The sequence below is a fragment of the Microbacterium sp. SORGH_AS_1204 genome, from assembly GCF_030818935.1.
Lineage (GTDB): Bacteria > Actinomycetota > Actinomycetes > Actinomycetales > Microbacteriaceae > Microbacterium.
In genome coordinates this window covers 2,507,301-2,522,895 of the sequence record NZ_JAUTBD010000001.1, presented here as the reverse complement: position 1 = coordinate 2,522,895, position 15,595 = coordinate 2,507,301, and the positions used below count along the sequence as shown (strand labels likewise).

General features: G+C 71.8%; 16 protein-coding genes. 6 read left to right on the top strand and 10 right to left on the bottom strand.

Annotated elements, in window-relative coordinates:
• Positions 1-49: 49 nt before the first annotated feature.
• The 6 genes from QE410_RS11645 to QE410_RS11620 all read right to left on the bottom strand — a co-directional run bounded on the left by QE410_RS11645 (position 50) and on the right by QE410_RS11620 (position 6,127).
• A complete protein-coding gene (locus QE410_RS11645; RefSeq protein ID WP_307332042.1) occupies positions 50-841 on the bottom strand; it encodes an ABC transporter ATP-binding protein in 792 nt (263 codons plus the stop codon).
• Positions 838-1,722: an ABC transporter ATP-binding protein gene (locus tag QE410_RS11640; protein WP_307332039.1), complete on the bottom strand. Its 885-nt coding sequence runs from the start codon at positions 1,720-1,722 to the stop codon at positions 838-840. The genes QE410_RS11645 and QE410_RS11640 overlap by 4 nt, the downstream gene beginning before the upstream one ends.
• Complete coding sequence (locus QE410_RS11635; RefSeq protein ID WP_307332036.1) at positions 1,719-2,588, bottom strand: ABC transporter permease; 870 nt, start codon at positions 2,586-2,588, stop codon at positions 1,719-1,721. Before QE410_RS11635 ends, QE410_RS11640 begins: the two co-directional genes overlap by 4 nt.
• Positions 2,585-3,535: an ABC transporter permease gene (locus tag QE410_RS11630; protein WP_307332032.1), complete on the bottom strand. Its 951-nt coding sequence runs from the start codon at positions 3,533-3,535 to the stop codon at positions 2,585-2,587. Before QE410_RS11630 ends, QE410_RS11635 begins: the two co-directional genes overlap by 4 nt.
• A complete protein-coding gene (locus QE410_RS11625) occupies positions 3,532-5,043 on the bottom strand; it encodes an ABC transporter substrate-binding protein (RefSeq protein WP_307332029.1) in 1,512 nt (503 codons plus the stop codon). The genes QE410_RS11630 and QE410_RS11625 overlap by 4 nt, the downstream gene beginning before the upstream one ends.
• Positions 5,044-5,191: 148 nt before the next feature.
• A complete protein-coding gene (locus QE410_RS11620) occupies positions 5,192-6,127 on the bottom strand; it encodes an alpha/beta fold hydrolase (RefSeq protein WP_307332024.1) in 936 nt (311 codons plus the stop codon).
• A 241-nt stretch (positions 6,128-6,368) separates the two neighbouring features.
• On the opposite strand from QE410_RS11620, the gene QE410_RS11615 reads away from it, so the two are divergent.
• The 3 genes from QE410_RS11615 to QE410_RS11605 all read left to right on the top strand — a co-directional run bounded on the left by QE410_RS11615 (position 6,369) and on the right by QE410_RS11605 (position 8,280).
• Positions 6,369-6,920 (top strand): carboxymuconolactone decarboxylase family protein, encoded by a 552-nt coding sequence (locus QE410_RS11615; RefSeq protein ID WP_307332021.1) that lies wholly within the window; start codon positions 6,369-6,371, stop codon positions 6,918-6,920.
• Positions 6,917-7,630, top strand: coding sequence for a tyrosine-protein phosphatase (locus QE410_RS11610; protein WP_307332018.1), 714 nt, complete (start codon positions 6,917-6,919; stop codon positions 7,628-7,630). Before QE410_RS11615 ends, QE410_RS11610 begins: the two co-directional genes overlap by 4 nt.
• Positions 7,631-7,815: 185 nt before the next feature.
• Positions 7,816-8,280: an SIP domain-containing protein gene (locus QE410_RS11605; RefSeq protein WP_307332015.1), complete on the top strand. Its 465-nt coding sequence runs from the start codon at positions 7,816-7,818 to the stop codon at positions 8,278-8,280.
• 226 nt (positions 8,281-8,506) lie between these two features.
• On the opposite strand, the gene QE410_RS11600 is transcribed toward QE410_RS11605, so the two are convergent.
• The 4 genes from QE410_RS11600 to QE410_RS11585 form a co-directional block, all read right to left on the bottom strand.
• On the bottom strand, positions 8,507-8,962 hold the full coding sequence (locus QE410_RS11600) for a Fe-S oxidoreductase (RefSeq protein ID WP_307332010.1): 456 nt from the start codon (positions 8,960-8,962) through the stop codon (positions 8,507-8,509).
• Complete coding sequence (locus QE410_RS11595; RefSeq protein WP_307332007.1) at positions 8,959-9,771, bottom strand: arginase family protein; 813 nt, start codon at positions 9,769-9,771, stop codon at positions 8,959-8,961. Before QE410_RS11595 ends, QE410_RS11600 begins: the two co-directional genes overlap by 4 nt.
• Positions 9,772-9,836: 65 nt before the next feature.
• On the bottom strand, positions 9,837-10,592 hold the full coding sequence (locus tag QE410_RS11590; RefSeq protein WP_058232168.1) for a PspA/IM30 family protein: 756 nt from the start codon (positions 10,590-10,592) through the stop codon (positions 9,837-9,839).
• Between the two features lie 93 nt (positions 10,593-10,685).
• Positions 10,686-12,815, bottom strand: a complete 2,130-nt coding sequence (locus QE410_RS11585; RefSeq protein WP_307332003.1) for a TPM domain-containing protein — start codon at positions 12,813-12,815, stop codon at positions 10,686-10,688.
• A 122-nt stretch (positions 12,816-12,937) separates the two neighbouring features.
• Here QE410_RS11585 and QE410_RS11580 point away from each other — a divergent pair, with 122 nt between their 5' ends.
• The 3 genes from QE410_RS11580 to QE410_RS11570 all read left to right on the top strand — a co-directional run bounded on the left by QE410_RS11580 (position 12,938) and on the right by QE410_RS11570 (position 15,455).
• Positions 12,938-13,771, top strand: coding sequence for a DUF3097 domain-containing protein (locus tag QE410_RS11580; protein WP_307332000.1), 834 nt, complete (start codon positions 12,938-12,940; stop codon positions 13,769-13,771).
• A 104-nt stretch (positions 13,772-13,875) separates the two neighbouring features.
• Positions 13,876-14,598: a tRNA (guanosine(46)-N7)-methyltransferase TrmB gene (gene trmB / locus QE410_RS11575; protein WP_307331997.1), complete on the top strand. Its 723-nt coding sequence runs from the start codon at positions 13,876-13,878 to the stop codon at positions 14,596-14,598.
• Positions 14,595-15,455 (top strand): CPBP family intramembrane glutamic endopeptidase, encoded by an 861-nt coding sequence (locus tag QE410_RS11570; protein WP_307331995.1) that lies wholly within the window; start codon positions 14,595-14,597, stop codon positions 15,453-15,455. The genes trmB and QE410_RS11570 overlap by 4 nt, the downstream gene beginning before the upstream one ends.
• Positions 15,456-15,595 lie beyond the last annotated feature (140 nt).

Genomic DNA, 15,595 nt, shown 5'->3' with positions numbered 1-15,595 from the left:
GCTCTGGGGGGCGGATTCCCACCCGGGCCGCCCGGGGAGGAGCCGCCGGTCAGCCCGGCAGCGTCGGGATGGATGCCAGCAGGCGCCGCGTGAAGGCGGCCTGCGGCTGGAGGAGCACCTTCTCGGTGGGGCCCTGCTCGACGATGCGACCGTCTTTCATCACGACGACCTGATCGCAGACGTTCTGCACCACACCGATGTCGTGCGAGACGAGCACGAGGGTCAGCTCTTCCTCGGCGCGCAGGCGGGCCAGCAGCCGCAGGATCTGCGCCCGAACGGTCACGTCGAGCGCCGACAGCGGCTCGTCGCCGACGAGGATGCGCGGGCGGTGCACGATGGCCCGGGCCAGCGCGATGCGCTGACGCTGTCCGCCCGAGAACTCGTGCGGGAAGCGCTCGGCCATGTCGGCCGTGAGCCCGACCTGCTCCAGCACCTCGCGCACACGCGCGCGCCGATCCCCCGAGATGTCGAGCGCCCACAGCGGCTCGCCCACGATCCGTCCGATGTTCATCCGCGGGTCGAGCGAGGCGTACGGGTCTTGGAACACGATGCCCGTCGCGCGGCGGAGCCAGTGCAGCGAGCGAGCCGACCCGCGCGCGTCCACCGCGCGTCCGTCGACGTCGACCGTGCCCGCGGTGGCGACGTCGAGACCCAGCAGCAGACGGACGAGCGTCGACTTGCCCGACCCCGACTCGCCGATGATGCCGACCGCGGAGCCCGCCAGCACCGACAGGTCGACGTCGGCCAGGCCGGACGTGCGCTCGGCGCGTCCGAACCCCCGCGCACGCGGAGCGGGGTAGTCGCGGGTGAGCCCGCGCGCACGGATGAGCGTCTCGGTCACAGCGTCTGCTCCTCATCCGGTGCCGTCGGGGAAGAAGGGCGGTCTTCTCGGCTCCGGCCCGCCGAGTCCCCGCCCGCGCCCGCAGTCACGGCATCCGCCGAGCGTTCGGGATGCCACAGGGTGGCCGTCGCATCGCGCAGGAGGGCGCGCGTGACCGGCGACGACGGCGCGCGCAGCAGCGCGGCCACTTCGCCCTGCTCGACCACGCGACCGTGCTCGAGCACGACCGCGTGGGTCGCGACCTGCGCCAGCACCGCGAGGTCGTGCGTGATGAAGACCAGCGACATGCCGGCATCCTGAACCAGGGTGCGAAGCAGCTCGAGAACACCGGCCTGGATGGTCACGTCGAGCGCGGTGGTCGGTTCGTCGGCGATGAGCAGGCGCGGCCGGCACGCCAGGGCCATGGCGATGGCGACGCGCTGACGTTGTCCGCCCGAGAGCTGGTGCGGGTAGCGCGAGACGATGCGCTCGGGATCGGGCAGTGCCACGCGCTCGGCCTCGACGACGGCTCGCCCAAGGGCCTCCCGGCGCGAGACGCGCTCGTGGATGCGCACCGACTCGCCGATCTGCCGACCCACGGTGCGGATGGGGTTGAGGGCGGTGCGCGGCTCCTGGAAGACCATGCCGATGTCGTCGCCGCGCAGCGCCGCCAGCTCCCGGTCGGACAGCCCCAGGATCTCGCGGCCGTTCCAGCGGACGCTGCCGGTGGCTCTCGCGCCGTCGGGTAGGAGGCCGAGGACCGCCAGCGCGGTGAGCGACTTGCCCGAGCCCGACTCGCCGATGAGGCCCACGCGGGCCCCGTCGGGCACGTCGAACGAGATGCCGTCGACGACGGGTCGTCCACCGATCTCGATGCGCAGGTCGGTCACCTCGAGGCTCACGCGACCACCCCCGGAACGTGCGTGCGGGCGGAGGGCGCCCGCTCCGCCAGCGTGGGATCGCCGGCCTCGCGCAGGGCGTCACCGAGCAGATTCAGCCCCAGCACCGTCAGGGTGATGGCCAGGCCCGGCCACACCACGGTGAGCGGGTGAACGGCGATGTAAGCCTGCAGGTCGCTCAGCAGCACGCCCCACGAGGGCTGGGTCACCGGCGCACCGAAGCCCAGATACGACAGACCCGCCTCGGCGAGCACCGCGACGGCCATGCCCCATGACAGCTGCACGATGAACACCGGCGCGACGTTCGGGAGGAGGTGGCGGGTCAGGTTCTGCCAGGTGGTGAGGCCGCTCGCCCGGCCGGCGAGGACGTAGTCGCTGTGCAGGACGCGGCGCAGCTCGGGCCGGGTGACGCGGGCGACGTTGACACCGAAGCCGATGCCGACCGCCCAGATCACCACGGCCAGCGAACCGCCCCACACCGCCGTGATCATCATCGCGATGATGAGCACCGGGAACGCGATGAGGATGTCGACCAGCACGGCGACGCTCTCGCGAAGCCACCGGGCCGTGAGCGATCCGAGCGCGGCCAGAGCGATGCCGAGCACCGAGGCGACGACCCCGGCCCCGATGGCGACGACGACGGTCGTTCGGGCCCCTGCCATCAGCAGACTGGCGATGTCACGGCCGCTGTTGTCGGTGCCGAGCACGTGCGGCCAAGACGGATCGCTCCAGCGCGCGCGGGCGTCGACGGCCGCCGGGTCGAAGGGGGTCCAGAACAGCGAGACGACGGCGGTGATCGCAACGAGAGCGACGATCAGGATGCCGAACCGCCCGGTTCCCAGGCCCCACAGACGTTTCAGGGTGGTCATGCCGCCTCCCGCTGTCGAGGGTCGACGAGTCGGTGCACGAGATCGACGACGAACCCCACCACGAGCACGAAACCGGTCAGCGCGAGCAGCTCTCCCTGCACCTTCGGCAGGTCGCGGGATGCCACGTCACCGACCAGCATCCGGCCGATGCCCGGGAGGGTGAACAGCTGCTCGATGATGACGGCGCCCACGATGACCCCCGCGATCTGCAGGCCCAGCACCGTGATGACCGACAGGCCCACGCTGGGCAGGCCGTGACTGAGCAGGGCCCTCGTGCGCGTGAGGCCCTTCGCGGCGGCCGTCCGCACGTAGTCCTGACCCAGCGCCTGCAGCGTCGCGCTGCGCACGAAGCGCAGCAGCATGGCCCCCTCGACCACGCCGATGGTGAGCGCGGGCAAGACCAGCGCGCGCACCGCCGCACCGGGATCGTTCCAGCCGGCGCGGGGGAAGCCCTGAGGGGGAAGCCATCCCAGCCACACCGAGAACACGACGATGAGCATCAGACCCGCCCACACCACCGGGACCGCCGCGAGAGCCTGCGCGACGACACTGACGGCGGTGCCGGCGGCGCGCCGACGGCCGAGCGCCGACAGCACTCCGAAGGGGATGCCGATGACGAGCGCGACCGTGAGCGACATGGCCGCCAGCGGCACCGTGACCCGTGCCTTGTCGGCCAGTTCGCCGACCACCGACGTTCCGGTGACGAGCGAGGTTCCCAGGTCACCGCGCAGCAGACCGCCGATCCAGTCGGCGTACTGCGTCCACAGGGGCGCGTCGAGGCCCAGGCTCGCGCGCACGGCGGCGACCTGCTGTGGCGTGGCCTCGGCACCGGCGATGAGCTGTGCCACGTCGCCCGGGAGGACCCGGAGCGAGAGGAAGATCAGCACACTGGCCACGGCCAGGCCCAGAACGAGCAGGCCCAGCCGTGTCAGCGTGTAGCGGATCACTCCGCCGCGACCGTCACACCCGCCAGCGGCAGGCGCACGTTGAGGGAGTTCTTCGGGAAGTTCGCGACGTTCGTGCCGACCGCCGTCAGCGGGGTCGACAGGAACAGCCAGTCGGCGGCATCCTGGTCGCTCACGATGCGGGCGGCCTCGGCGAGCAGGTCGGAGGACTGCTGCTCGTCGGTGGTGGCGAGCGCCTGGGTGTACAGGCTCTGCACCTCGGGGTTGTCGTAGCCGAAGTAGTACGACGGGTTCGCCCAGTTGCTGAAGTCGCGCGCCTCGACGTGGCGCACGAAGCTGAGGTCGTAGTCCTTGTTCGTGTACACGTCTTGCAACCAGGCGGTGAAGTCGACCTGCTCGACCTGCAGCGTCACGCCGATGTCGGCGAACGACGAGACCAGGAAGGTCGCGATCGTGCCGGGGTAGACGTTGGGGATGGTGAGGGTCAGATCGAGGTTCTGCACGCCCGCCTCGGCGAGGAGCTCGCGCGAGCGGTCGGGGTCGAAGGCCACCGTTCCGGCGAGGTCTTCGTAGCCCGGGTCGAGCGGCGGGATCGGACCGTACAGGGTCTCGCCGTAGCCCAGCGTCTCGATCAACGCGTCGTGGTCGATGGCCAGGCGAAGGGCCTCGCGCACGCGCTGGTCGTTGAGGGGTGCCCGCTGGTTGTTGAACGCCAGGGTGCCCTTGTCGGTCGTGAGGCCCGACTCGATGGTGAAGGTGCCGACGCCCTCGATCTGGCTCTGCAGCTCGGGGTCGATCTCGAGGGCGACGTCGACATCGCCGTTGACGGCCGCGTTGACGGCGGCGCTGTTGTCGGGGATGTAGTCGAGCACGACCTCGGCGACACCGGCCTTCTCGCCCCAGTACCCGTCGTAGCGGGCGAGCGTGAGGCTCTGGCCGGTGTTCCACGTGTCGACGCGGAACGGGCCGGTGCCGTTGGCGGCGGTCTGCAGGTCGGTGGTGTCGCCGCTGCGGAAGATGAGCCCGGCGCGCCCGGTCAGGGTGAACAGGAAGTCGATGTTCGGCTGCGCGAGGGTCAGCACGATCGTCGAGGCGTCGGGGGAGGCGATCGAGGTCACGCCCGCCAGGTCGGAGCTGTCGGCGATGGTGGCATCGTCTTTGGCGGTCTGCAGCGACGAGACGACATCATCGGCGGTCAGCTCGCTGCCGTCGTGGAAGGTGACACCCTCACGCAGAGTGAACGTGTAGGTGAGGCCGTCGGGCGAGACGTTCCACTCGGTGGCCAGTGCGGGCACGATGGCGTTGTCGTCGTCGGCGTCGCGGGTGACCAGGCCCTGGTAGACGTTGTCGACCAGCGCCTGCTCGAGGGCGGCGCCGGCGGTGCGGCGGATGTCGAGGTTGGACGGCTCGAGCGACAGGCGCACGGTGAGGGTGGCATCGGGGTCTGCCTCGCCCGTCGGGTTCGGGGCGGTGTTCGAGCCGGTGCACGAGGTGAGCAGCAGGGTTCCGATCAGGAGCGCACTCGTGGCGAGGGCTGTGCGGCGCAGCATTGCGGGGTTGTCCTTTCGCAGGCCGACGGCATCCGGGTGTGCTGTGGATGCCGTGCAGGGGTGGGAACAGCCTACTTTCACCCGTATTCCCTCCGAGCCGTCTGTGACGGTGCGCGTCGATGTGTGACGCGGGGGAGGAGCTGTCGGCTCAGGACGTGGCGGCGGATCCGCCGGCCGGCAGGGCTCCGCGGACGAGGGCGGCGAGCGCGGCCGGATCTTCCTCCTGGGCGTTGTGCCCCGTGTCGAGTGTCCGCACCTCGGCGGTGGGCAGGCGCCGGGTGAACTCCTCGGCATCCGCCGGCGTGACGAACCCGCGCTCGCCGCGGATGAGGGTGACGGGGCAGGTGACCCCCGCGACGTCATCCCACCCCGTGCTCGCGAGCACCGCGCGCACGGCATCGGGGGTCGAGGAGTCGCTGCCGGCGTTCGCCGCGGCCGCGGCGAGATGGGCGAAGTGGTGCTTCCACTCCACGCGTCCGTCGGCGCGCACGCGGGAGTTGAGGAAGACGCCGCGGGTCGCCGCCTCGCGGGAGCCGCCGAGGCCGAATGCCAGGGCGCGATCGACGAGCTCGTCCCGCGACGCCCAGTCGGTGGGACCGGCGAAGAAGGCACGGATCTCGGCGGGGCCGGCGCTGGGATCGACCCCGGGCGTGATGTCGACGACGACGAGCCGCGCGACGAGATCCGGACGGGATGCCGCCACGGCGGCCGCCGTGAGCCCGCCGAGCGAATGGCCCACCAGGGTCTGCGGACCGTCGGTCCACGTCTCGAGGGCGGTGACGACGTCGGGGCTGAGAACGCGCGCGACGTACGCGGCGTCGTCGCGCCACGATGAGTCGCCGTGTCCGGCGAGGTCGAGGGCGAGGGACGGTTCGCCGAGGTGCAGGAGCGTGGTGTCCCACGTGTGGGCGTTGAGCCCCGCGCCGTGCAGCAGCGTCACGCGCGGGGGCGCGTCGCCCCATCGCAGGCCGCTCAGCGTCCGGCCGTCGGGGAGCGACAGCCGCACGCGCTCCACGAGCGGCACGGGTCGTCCGAGGGCGGCGGCCTGGGCGGGCAGGAAGGAGAACTCGTCGAGCGCGGGCATGCCCCCAGCCTGTCACCGCGCGTCGCCCGCCGTCGGCGCCGTGCCGCGGGTCGCGCGCGGCGGCCCGAGACCGCGCGGACACGACGCGGGACTCTCCGCGAAGGGGCCGGTTCTCGCGCGAGAGCCACGACGCGACCGACCCGCGATCTCCGCATCGCGTCTCGACGCCGGCCGGCCTGGCCGGGCCGACACCGCGCCAGCTTCCCGCGCCCCGTGGGCGACGCGGCCATAGGCTTTCCCCATGGGCGAGGAGAAGCGCGTACACCTGTCGAAGAAGGCCCCCGAGGCGTACGCGGCGTTGCGGTCGTTCTCGACGACAGTGGGCCGTCTGGCCGCCGACGCAGGCATCGACGCCCGCCTGCGCGAGATCGTCCAGATCCACGCGTCGCAGCTGAACGGCTGCGCCTACTGCGTCCGCGTCCACGTCGACGCCGCGGTCAAGGCCGGTCTCGACGCCGACGTCATCGCGCAGATCGCGACCTGGCGCGAGTCGGGCGTCTTCGACGAGCGGGAACGCGCAGCGCTCGAACTCACCGAGTCGTTCACGTTCATCCACGAGGACGGCATCCCCGACGACGTCTACGATCAGGCGGGCGGCATCCTGAGCGAACAGGAGTACGTCGCGCTCAGCTGGGTGCTCGTGGCGATCAACGCCTTCAACCGGGTGGCCATCGCCGGCCGCTACCCCGTGCCGCCGCGCACGGGCACGACGGCACAGATCGCCCCGGATGCCACGCCCCCGGCGATCACCGAGCCCCGGGGCCCGCACGATCACGGCGAGCAGCGGGCGTGACCGCGTCGTTGGTCTCGGGCGCGACCAACTTCCGCGACGTCGGCGGGTTGCCCGCGGGTGGTGCGCGCACGCGGCAGGGTGTGCTGTTCCGCTCCGGCAACCTCGTCGCCGTCGACGACGCCGGCCTGCGGACGATTCGCGAGCTCGGCATCCGGCGGGTGATCGACCTCCGCGACGACAGCGAGGTGGCGCACGCGCCGAGTCGGCTCGGCGACCTGTCGATCGAGGTGCAGCACGAGCCGCTCTTCCTCGGCTCCGTCGCGTCGTTCTTCGCGCGCGATGTCAGCCTCGATGCGCTGTACGCCGCCATCGTCGACGATTCGGCCGACCGGGTGGTGTCGGTGGTGCGCGGCATCCTGTCCGCACAGCCCGTCCTCGTGCACTGCACCGTCGGCAAGGATCGCACCGGGGTGACGGTCGCGATCGCGCTCGATGCGGCGGGTGTCGACCGTGAGGCGGTCGTCGCCGATTACGCCCGCACCGAGGGATTGCTCTCGCCCGAACGCAACGCCGCCGTGCTGCGGGCCATCCGGTCGCTGCATCCGGAGGCCGTGCACGCCGAGGCCCTGGCGACGCGGTCGCCCGCCCCGGTCATACGAGCTCTGCTGGAGCGTCTCGACCGCGAGTACGGCTCTGCGGCCGGCTATCTGCGGGCGCACGGCCTGCGTGACGGCGAACTCGAGCGCCTACGGGCGGTGCTCGTCGGCTGACGACGCGCTCGTCGGGGCCCGCCTGCGTCGTCCACCACGCGACGCAGGCGATCGCGGTCGATCCGGGCGGCGCCGTGGAGGGCCGGCTTCGGCGCGGGTCGTGCTGCCTCGTGTCCTCGACGTCGAGATACAGGGCGTGAACTCAGGTTAGGCAACCCTATGCCGGGGGTATAGTGGATGCCATCATGGCCCCCTCTTCCGAGCACAACGACGCTGCCTGCCGCGCCTCGCGACACACGCGCGTGCAGCACCTCGTGACCGCCGATGAGACCTCCCTCGTCGAGCTCGAGACTCTCCTGGCGACGCTGCCGATCTGCTCGACGGGGCGCGTCTTCATCGAGGTGCCCGACGAGTCTTGGATCGCGCCCGTCGCGGCCCCGGCGCGAATGACCCTCACGTGGCTGGATCGCTCGCGCCGCGCGGGAGCGCCCGGTACCGGTCGCGGATGCGCCGCCGGTCAGGCCCTCGCCCGTGCCGTCTCGGGCTGGGCCGGAGAGATGCTGTGCGCCGACGACGACGCGACCCGCGTCGTCCTGCTCGGCGGCTACCTCGGCACGGCCGAGATCGTCGACGACCTCACCACCCGCCACGGTGTCGACGCGCAGGCGATCCACACGCCCGAACGCTTCGGACTCGCGACCGCGCGCTGACGCGACGGCACGCTGACGCGACGGGACGCTGACGCGATGGCGGTGACGCCACGGGACGGTGACGCGACCGCGGTGTCGCGACGGGACGTTGACGCGCCCGCGGTGACGCGACGGGACGTTGACGCGACCGCGCGCTGACGCGACGGCGCTGCCGCCACCGCGCGGTGACGCGGCCTCGCGCGCCTGCCGTCGCCCGTCGCCCCGCCGCTACGGGTGGCCCCGCGGCTCACCCTCCGCGCGGAACGTAGTTGCCCTCGGCCAGGCCGGCCTCGATCTCGAAGCGGTTGCGCAACGGGTCTCGGCCCGCGAGGGCGTACAGTACCGGCATCAGGAACCCGTAGCGGCGCCACTGACGCCGGTGGACGGCCTCGTGACCGAGGACCGTGTCGGTGGGGCGCTCGTCGCCGGTCAGGAAGCAGCCGCCGACGCACACCCCTCCGCGGGGGAAGGCCCAGGTGGGGAGCCCCCGGAAGACCCAGAGGCCCTGCCGCTTCTCGATCCGACCGGTGCTCCACAGCGAACCCCAGGTCCACCCCAGGGCGCACCCGTACCAGTAACCGACACGGCTGACGGGGGAGTCGAGCAGCATCGCCGGGATGAAGCGGTCGAGCCTCCTCCCTCGGGCGACGGCGCGGTCGGCGCGTTCCCTCCAGCCGGCCGGCGGGCGCGGGATCGGGCTCATGCGAGGGCTCCGATGAGTCGCAGGATCGTGCCGAGATCGTCGACGGCCGCGGCCGGCGACGAGGGGGAGAACTCCGTCAGCGTCGCCCCGGCCAGGGGGAAGCGTTCGCGCAGACGTCGAATGGATGCCACCACCTCGGCGGTGCGTGCGCCGAAGGGCTCGGGCAGGGCGACCCCCGACATCTCGGCGGGATCGAGCACGTCGAGGTCGACGTGCACGTACACGCGCGCAGCTCCGGTGGCGGCGACGGCGTCGGCGAGCACCTCGGCATCCGCGAGGTCCCCCGGGGTGATGACACGCACGCCGTGTTCATCGATGAAGCGTTTCTCTTCCGGGTCGAGTGCTCGTGCGCCCGCGAGCACGACGCGGGTGGGTGGGATGCCGGGATCGAGGCGGTGGAGCGCTTCGCCTTCGCCCGTGATGGCGCGCAGCACCATGCCGTGGAAGGCGCCGCTGGGAGAGGACGCGGGGGTGTTGAGGTCGGCGTGCGCGTCGATCCACACCACGGCCAGATCGTCTCCGGCCACCGCGGACACCGAGCCGAGTGCGACGCCGCAATCGCCGCCGACCACGACGGTGGTTTCTCCGGCGCCCCGCACGGCCTCTTCGATGCGCTCTCTCATGCGCACCAGGGCGCTGAGGCGGTGCACGGCGGTGCCCTGGGCATCGCCGGCCTCGGTCGGAGCCTCGAGAACCGTGGTGGAAGCGCGCGGCAGATCACCCGCGATGGCCTCGGCGCCGTCGATCAGCTGCATGGCGCGAGAGGATGACGAGCCCTGCCACTGCGGGGCGACGATGAAACGGGTCATGGATGCTCCTCGCCGGAAGACGTGAGTGCACCGCCCGACCGATCGGGCGGTGCACTCACGAGGGGTCAGACCTGGTCGGGGCTGGGGGCGTCGATGGCCGCGCGCTGGGGGCCGCCGACCTTGAGGGCGGCCAGACGCGCTTCGACCTCGGTGAGCTCGCCGACGTCTTCGAGGGCGTTGAACTGCGCATCGATGCTCGAGGCCGCGAGCTCCTGCTTGCCGGCGGCGATCGCCTCTTCGCGCCGGATCTTGTCTTCGAAGCGGCCGAGCTCGCTGGTCGGGTCGAGAACGTCGATCGACTTCACCGCGTCGTGCACCTTGTTCTGCGCCTCGGCGACCTTGGCGCGTGCGGTCAGCTCATTGCGCTTGGCCTTGAGCTGCTCGAGCTTGGTCTTCATGCCGTTCAGGCCGTCTTTGAGCTTGTCGACGACCTCGGTCTGTGCCGCGATGGTGGGAGCGGAGGCCTTCGCCTCACCCTCGGCCGTGATCTGACGCTGCAGGGCGATCTTGGCCAGGTTGTCGAACTTGTCGGCCTCGGCGACGTTGCCCCCGGCGCGCAGTTCGTCGCCTTTTCGGCTGGCGGCGAGGGCCTTGTTGCCCCACTCGGCGGCAGCCTGCACGTCTTCCTGGTGGTCGCGCTCGAGCAGACGCAGGTTGCCGATGGTCTCGGCGATGGCGGATTCGGCGTCGGCGATCGAGTTGGAGTAGTCGCGGACGAGCTGGTCGAGCATCTTCTGCGGGTCCTCGGCCTGGTCGAGGAGCGCGTTGACGTTCGCGCGGACGAGGGTCTGGATGCGACCGAAGATGGACTGCTTGGCCATGCGGGGTGTTCCTTCCTGAGGGCGACGGTGTCGAGTCTGGTGTCGGATGCTACGAATTGTCTGTGATCGAGCGGGGCACCCGCGAGGGGTGGACTAGCGGCGTCTGCCTCCGCCGCCCCCGGCACGGCTGCGGCCGCCCCCGGAGAAGCCCCCGCCGCCACCCGAGCGGCTGCGCCCGCCGCCGCTGAAGCCTCCGCCGAGTCCGCCGCCGCTGCGAGAACGGCCGCCGCCGAGTCCGCCGCCGAGACCGCCGAGCCCTCCGAGGCTCCCGAGTCCGCCGCCGCCGAAACCGCCCCGTCGTCGCCCCCCGCCGCCGAGCAGAGCGTCGACCGCGATGCCCCCGAGGATGGCGCCCATCATGCCGCCGCCGCTTCCGCCGCCGCCGGTCAGGCCACCGAGTCCGCCCATGCCGCCGAACGCGCCGACGTCGCTCTGCGCCAGGGAGGCGGCGTCGCTCGCCAGCTGCGCGGCGCGCTGCGCCGTGGCGAGAGCGGTGACCGGGTCGGTTGCGCGCAGCTGCTGGGCTTGCACGAGCGCCGCGCCCGCCTCGGCGAGACGCGTGCGCGCGGTCGGCCCGACCGCTCCGCGTCGCGCCGAGATGAAGTCTTCTGTCGCCGAGACCTGTGCGCGTGCCTGCGCGAGAACGGCGTCGAGTCGACTCTCGGCCCGCTGCCGCCGTTCGGCGGCGTCACGCGCTTCGCCGAGCACCGCGTCGATCGTCGCGTTGGCCTGTTGCAGCGTCTCGACCGCGCGGAGCGGGCTGGTGCGACCCGGGCCGAGCGCTCCCCGCGCAGCGTCGAGCTGGGTGCGCGCCGACGCCGCCGCTGCCGCGACGCGCCCGTCGGGGTCGGCGAGCCGCGACGCGGCGACCAGGTCGCCCTCGATCTCGGCGACCAGCGCGGCGGCGCGCTTCTCGGCGTCGGCGAGGTCGTCGCCCAGAGTCGCGATGGCACGCTCGAGCGTCTCGGCCTGGGCGACGGCGGCCTGAGCTGCACGGATCGCGACGGCGGCCTCGCCGGCGCGGCCTGACGCGAGAGCGGCATCGGCCGCGGCCGCTTGAGCGGTCGAGACCTCGAGACGGGCGCGTGCCTGCGACGTGTTGTCCGCCACGGGCGCGAGGGCATCGTCGGTGAAGCGTTCGCGCAACCGGGTCAAATCGTTCTCGGCTGCCGGGAGCGCCGCCTCGGCGGCGGCATGCTGCTCTCGAGCCGCGACGAGGACCCGCGGGGCGTCGGCTTCGAGGGCGCGGAGTTCGTCGAAGGCGGCGGCTTTGGCATCGAGCGCCTCGTCGGCACTCGTGCACAAGCGGAGGATCTCGGCGTAGCCCGCTCGCTGCTGTTCCGGCGTCTCGGGCACGTCGTCGTCGAGCTGCTGCTGGATCGTGAATGCCCGGTCGAGGTCGGCTTTCGCCTGCGCGAGCACGTCGGTGAAGGGCGCGGCGGCATCGTCGCCGAATTGGGCTCGGGCGAAGCCCAGTTCTTGCTCGCTGGTCTTGATGGCGTCATCGGTCGACACCAGCGCCGATCCCGCGCGCCGTGCGAGATTCTCAATGGCCTCGGCCGGCGCACCCGGCGCATCCCCGGTCGCCTGCCGTCGCCGCCGCAGCCAGAACCAGACGAGCGCAACGGCGATGCCGAGGAGCAGCATGCCGACGATGAGGGCAGGACCGACGGCCGGCCCGCTCGGGGTGGCGGGGGTGGGAGGAGGAGCGGGCTCGCCGCCGCCGGCCTGGCCGTAGGCGGCTCGGATGCCGTCGGCGGCCGCGATCGCGGCTCCGGCGTCGTCGCCGGCCTCGAGGGCGGGCTCGATCCGCGTCTGCTCGATGTCGCCGAGTTGCGCGGCGGAGAGCACGCCGTCGTCGACGTCTCCGGACAGGTAGTAGGCGAACGTGTCGCCGCTGATCGCCACCGCCAGGACGTACTGGTCGGGCCCGAGCTCGTTCTTGTTCGCGGTCTCGTTGGCCCAGTCCGCGGCGGCGGGGGGATCGGTGAACTCCGGGACGTACACGGCCCACATGTCGAGCCCGGTCTGCTCGCGGAGCGCGACGAGTCGACTCTGTACGGCGGCTTCCTCGGCGTCGGTGAGGGCGTCCACGCTGTCGAGCACATAGCTCGAACCCAGGCTGGGAGGCGGAACGGCGACGGCGGTCAACGGTGCCGCCAGCACCCCGACGGCCCCGAGCAGCAGCGCGGCGATCACTCGTGCCGCCCTGGGCTTTCGCATGCGTTCCCCTTCGGTCGCTGGACTTCCCACCCTATAAACGACCTCCGACACCCGGGTAGGTCCGGCGCGTCCGCTGTCAGCGCACGGCTCGGCGGCCTAGGCTCGGGCGTTCGGAGGTACAGATGGACGACCGCTACGGCACCGATGTGCTCGCCCGAGGCTGGCGCGACGCCGGACGTGTGAAGCCCGCCCAGGTCGCGGCATCCGCCGATCTGGTCGTCGAAGTCGCCGGCGACGGCTACGTCGGCGCGGTGACCCGCGTCGACGGCATGAACGTCGAGCTCGAGGACCGTTTCGGCAAACGCCGGCTGTTCCCCCTCGGCGGCGGGTTCCTCGTCGACGGCAAGCCGGTGGTGCTGACCGCCCCGGCAGCGGCTCCGAAGGGGCGCACGCGCACGGCATCCGGGTCGTTCGCCGTCGCCGACCAGCGCGCGCGCACGGCCCGCGCCAGCCGCATCTTCGTCGAGGGCAAGCACGACGCCGAGCTCGTCGAGAAGGTGTGGGGCGCAGACCTCCGGGCCGAGGGCGTGGTCGTCGAGTTCCTCGAGGGCGTCGACCTGCTCGAACAGACCCTGGATGCCGAGCCCCCCACCGCCGAGCGACGCTACGGCGTGCTCGTGGACCACCTCGTGCCGAACTCGAAGGAGTCGCGCATCGCGGAAAAAATCGCCCGCGGCCGCCACGGCGCCCACGTGCGGATCGTGGGGCATCCCTTCGTCGACGTGTGGCAGTGCGTCACCCCGCGCGCCCTCGGCATCGCCGCATGGCCCGAGGTCCCCCGCGGTATCGAGTGGAAGGTCGGCGTCTGCCGTGCCCTCGGCTGGCCCGCTGAGGAGCAGGCCGACACCGCCCGCGCGTGGCAGCACATCCTGTCGAAGGTCACCACGTTCCGCGACCTCGAGCCGGCCCTGCTCGGCCGCGTCGAGGAACTCATCGACTTCGTGACCGTCCCGTGAGCGGCCGCAAGCGAGCCCTCTCGCGTGAGGGGTCAGATTCTGTCGCTTCGGCGTCGTCTGGGCGACAAAAGTTGACCCCTCACGCGGCGGATAGCCTGGATGCCATGGATGCCGCGCCCGTTTACCGCGACAAGCCGGTGTCGTTCGTGCGCCGCAGCGGCCGCATGTCGGAGGCGCAGGATCGTGCGTGGGCCGAGCTCTCGCCGTTTTATCTGCTGCCCGTCGAGCGCGCCGCGGCCGCCACGAGCGTGAAGCCCGGGACGGCGATCGATCCCGCCGCTGTGTACGGACGCAACGCCCCGCTGGTCGTCGAGATCGGCTCGGGGCAGGGCCATCAGATCGTCTCGGCGGCCGCAGCTCACCCCGAGAAAGACTTCCTCGCCGTCGAGGTGTTCACGGCGGGCCTCGCGCGCACGATGCTCGACGCCGATCGCGAGGGCGTGAAGAACCTGCGCCTGGTGGAGGCCAACGCGCCGGAGGCGCTCGAGCACCTGCTGCCGGCGGCATCCATCGACGAGCTCTGGGTGTTCTTCCCCGACCCCTGGCACAAGAACAAGCACACCAAGCGCCGGCTGGTGGCCCCCGACTTCGCCCGCATCACCGCACAGGCGCTGCGCCCCGGCGGCACACTGCGTCTGGCGACCGACTGGCAGGACTACGCCGACCAGATGCGCGACGTGCTCGACGAGGCCCCGGGCTTCGAGCGGGCGTTCGAGGGGGAGTGGGCCGAGCGTTTCGACGGCCGTGTGCTCACGGCCTTCGAGCGCAAGGGCCTGCGGGTCGGACGCGACATCCGCGACCTGACCTACACCCGGGTCTCGCCGTGACCGCGCACACCGCGGTGCCGGTCCGCGAACGTTCCACGTGGACGCCCAAACTCGTCCCGGCGCTGCTGGTGTGCCTCGCCGCCCCGGCGCTGTTCGTCGTGCAGATCGTGTGGCTGGGCTGGATCCTGCTCGCGCTCGCCGTGGCATCCGGGATTCTCGTCGATCGCCGCGCGGGCGTCGCCCTCGCCCGCGGCGAGGAGCCGAGCATCGCCCGCGACGTGTCGCTGGTCGCGATCGGCCAGTTCATCGTCAGCCTCATCCCGCTGCACGCCGAGCTCGACAATGCGGCCTTCGTGCGCTTCACCCTCGCTCTCGGCGGCGCGGTCGTCGTGCCCTACGTCATCTCGCGCTTCGTCTACCGCGACTATGCGATCCGCTTCCCGTGGCGCGGCGGGGGCCGCTGGACCTGGTGGCAGTGGGCGTGGCTCGGCGGGGTCATCGTGCTCGGCTATCTCATCCTGCCGTTCTACTTCATCACCTCCGGCGTTTACCGGAACTGGCCCGAAGTGACCACCCCCGAGCTGATCGCCCGCCTGTTCGTCGGCGTCGGCGCGGTCGGCATCTGGGACGAACTCTTCTTCATCTGCACCGTGTTCGTGCTGCTGCGCCGACACTTCCCCGACCTCACGGCGAACCTGCTGCAGGCTGTCGTGTTCGTGTCGTTCCTGTGGGAGCTCGGCTACCAGTCGTGGGGCCCGTTGCTCACCATCCCGTTCGCGATCGTGCAGGGCTTCCTCTTCTTGAAGACGCGCTCGCTCTGGTACGTCGTCACGGTGCACCTGCTGTTCGACGCCGTGGTGTTCGGCGTGCTCGTGCACGCGCACAACCCCGGTGCGGCATCCATCTTCCTCATCTGACGCGTGCCCCGGGCTCCGGTCGGGGCACCGACAAACGCTCCGCTGAGTGAGAAATGGTGCGCCGCGGCGTTTCCTGCACGAGAGAGCGTTTCTCGGCGCTGGAACCGGGGCACACGCGAACGGCAGCCGGGCGGGGGAGC

What these genes read in the sequence shown, in the direction of transcription:
- QE410_RS11635 (WP_307332036.1), bottom strand. Translation starts at nt 2,588, where the DNA reads ATGACCACCCTGAAACGTCTGTGGGGCCTGGGAACCGGGCGGTTCGGC.
- QE410_RS11625 (WP_307332029.1), bottom strand. Translation starts at nt 5,043, where the DNA reads ATGCTGCGCCGCACAGCCCTCGCCACGAGTGCGCTCCTGATCGGAACC.
- QE410_RS11620 (WP_307332024.1), bottom strand. Translation starts at nt 6,127, where the DNA reads ATGCCCGCGCTCGACGAGTTCTCCTTCCTGCCCGCCCAGGCCGCCGCC.
- QE410_RS11615 (WP_307332021.1), top strand. Translation starts at nt 6,369, where the DNA reads ATGGGCGAGGAGAAGCGCGTACACCTGTCGAAGAAGGCCCCCGAGGCG.
- QE410_RS11605 (WP_307332015.1), top strand. Translation starts at nt 7,816, where the DNA reads ATGGCCCCCTCTTCCGAGCACAACGACGCTGCCTGCCGCGCCTCGCGA.
- QE410_RS11600 (WP_307332010.1), bottom strand. Translation starts at nt 8,962, where the DNA reads ATGAGCCCGATCCCGCGCCCGCCGGCCGGCTGGAGGGAACGCGCCGAC.
- QE410_RS11595 (WP_307332007.1), bottom strand. Translation starts at nt 9,771, where the DNA reads ATGACCCGTTTCATCGTCGCCCCGCAGTGGCAGGGCTCGTCATCCTCT.
- QE410_RS11590 (WP_058232168.1), bottom strand. Translation starts at nt 10,592, where the DNA reads ATGGCCAAGCAGTCCATCTTCGGTCGCATCCAGACCCTCGTCCGCGCG.
- QE410_RS11585 (WP_307332003.1), bottom strand. Translation starts at nt 12,815, where the DNA reads ATGCGAAAGCCCAGGGCGGCACGAGTGATCGCCGCGCTGCTGCTCGGG.
- QE410_RS11580 (WP_307332000.1), top strand. Translation starts at nt 12,938, where the DNA reads ATGGACGACCGCTACGGCACCGATGTGCTCGCCCGAGGCTGGCGCGAC.
- trmB (WP_307331997.1), top strand. Translation starts at nt 13,876, where the DNA reads ATGGATGCCGCGCCCGTTTACCGCGACAAGCCGGTGTCGTTCGTGCGC.